The following is a 1,205-nucleotide window of genomic DNA, read 5'->3' as shown; positions in this document are numbered from 1 at the left end:
TGAATTAGTCAATACTTAATCTGACAGTTACAATCAAATTGAATAACTTTAAAAACAGATTAAGTATTATGACAACACAACAAAAGATCATCAAAAACAAGTTAGGCGTACTTGAATTAGCACAACATTTAGGAAACGTATCCAAAGCCTGCAAGGTGATGGGGTATTCCCGAGACAGTTTCTATCGATTCAAAGAACTCTATGAGCAAGGAGGCGAATTGGCATTACAGGAAATCTCCAGAAGAAAGCCGGTGTTAAAGAATCGTGTAGATGAAGCCATAGAAAAGGCTGTTGTTGAGATAGCCATTGAGAACCCTGCTTTAGGACAGCTTAGAGTAAGTAATGAGCTTAAAAAGAAAGGCTTGCTCGTATCTCCAGGTGGAGTTAGAAGTATCTGGTTAAGACACGATCTACATACATTTAAACTAAGATTAAAAGCTCTGGAAGCAAAATCGGCTCAAGATGGTATAGTTCTTACTGAATCTCAGCTTTCAGCATTAGAGAAGGCTAAGGAGGAGAAAAAAGCTCATGGAGAAATTGAAACTCATCATCCTGGATATTTAGGAGCTCAGGACACTTATTATGTAGGCAATATCAAAGGAGTCGGACCTATTTATCAGCAAACTTTTATTGACACATATTCTAAAGTAGTATTTGCAAAGCTGTATGACCGTAAAAATGCCCTTATTGCTGCTGATATGCTTAATGATCAGGTGGTTCCTTTCTTTGAGCAGCAGGAACTTCGTTTACTCAGAATTTTGACAGACCGAGGAACTGAGTACTGTGGAATAAGAGAGCAGCATGAATACCAGCTCTATTTGGCCATTGAAGATATCGATCACACAAAGACCAAGGCTAAAAGTCCTCAGACCAATGGCATCTGCGAACGCTTTCACAGAACGATTCAGGAAGAATTTTATGCCATAGCTTTCAGAAAGAAAATTTACAGAAGCATTGAAGAACTGCAATTAGACCTGAACAGTTGGCTGTCATATTACAACAATGAAAGAACGCATACAGGAAAACATTGTTACGGTAAAACACCGATGCAGACGTTTTTGGACAGTAAACCTATGGCAAAAGAGAAATTATTGGAAACTCTTGCAGAGGAACAAAAAATCCTTACTTTTGGAAGTAAGGACAGTATTGGATAACTGACAATTATTTTTAAACCCTAACTGTCAGATAAAGTCGTGGCTATTACA

At 37.9% G+C, this 1,205-nt stretch carries 1 protein-coding gene; it reads left to right on the top strand.

Annotated features, from left to right (window positions below; genetic code table 11):
- The first annotated feature begins 68 nt into the window (after positions 1-68).
- Positions 69-1,154, top strand: a complete 1,086-nt coding sequence (locus BLW74_RS22185) for an IS481 family transposase (RefSeq protein ID WP_089697134.1) — start codon at positions 69-71, stop codon at positions 1,152-1,154.
- Positions 1,155-1,205: the final 51 nt, after the last annotated feature.

This window comes from Chryseobacterium culicis, from assembly GCF_900108365.1.
Classification (GTDB): Bacteria; Bacteroidota; Bacteroidia; order Flavobacteriales; family Weeksellaceae; genus Chryseobacterium; species Chryseobacterium culicis.
This window is presented reverse-complemented; position numbering and strand designations above follow the sequence as displayed.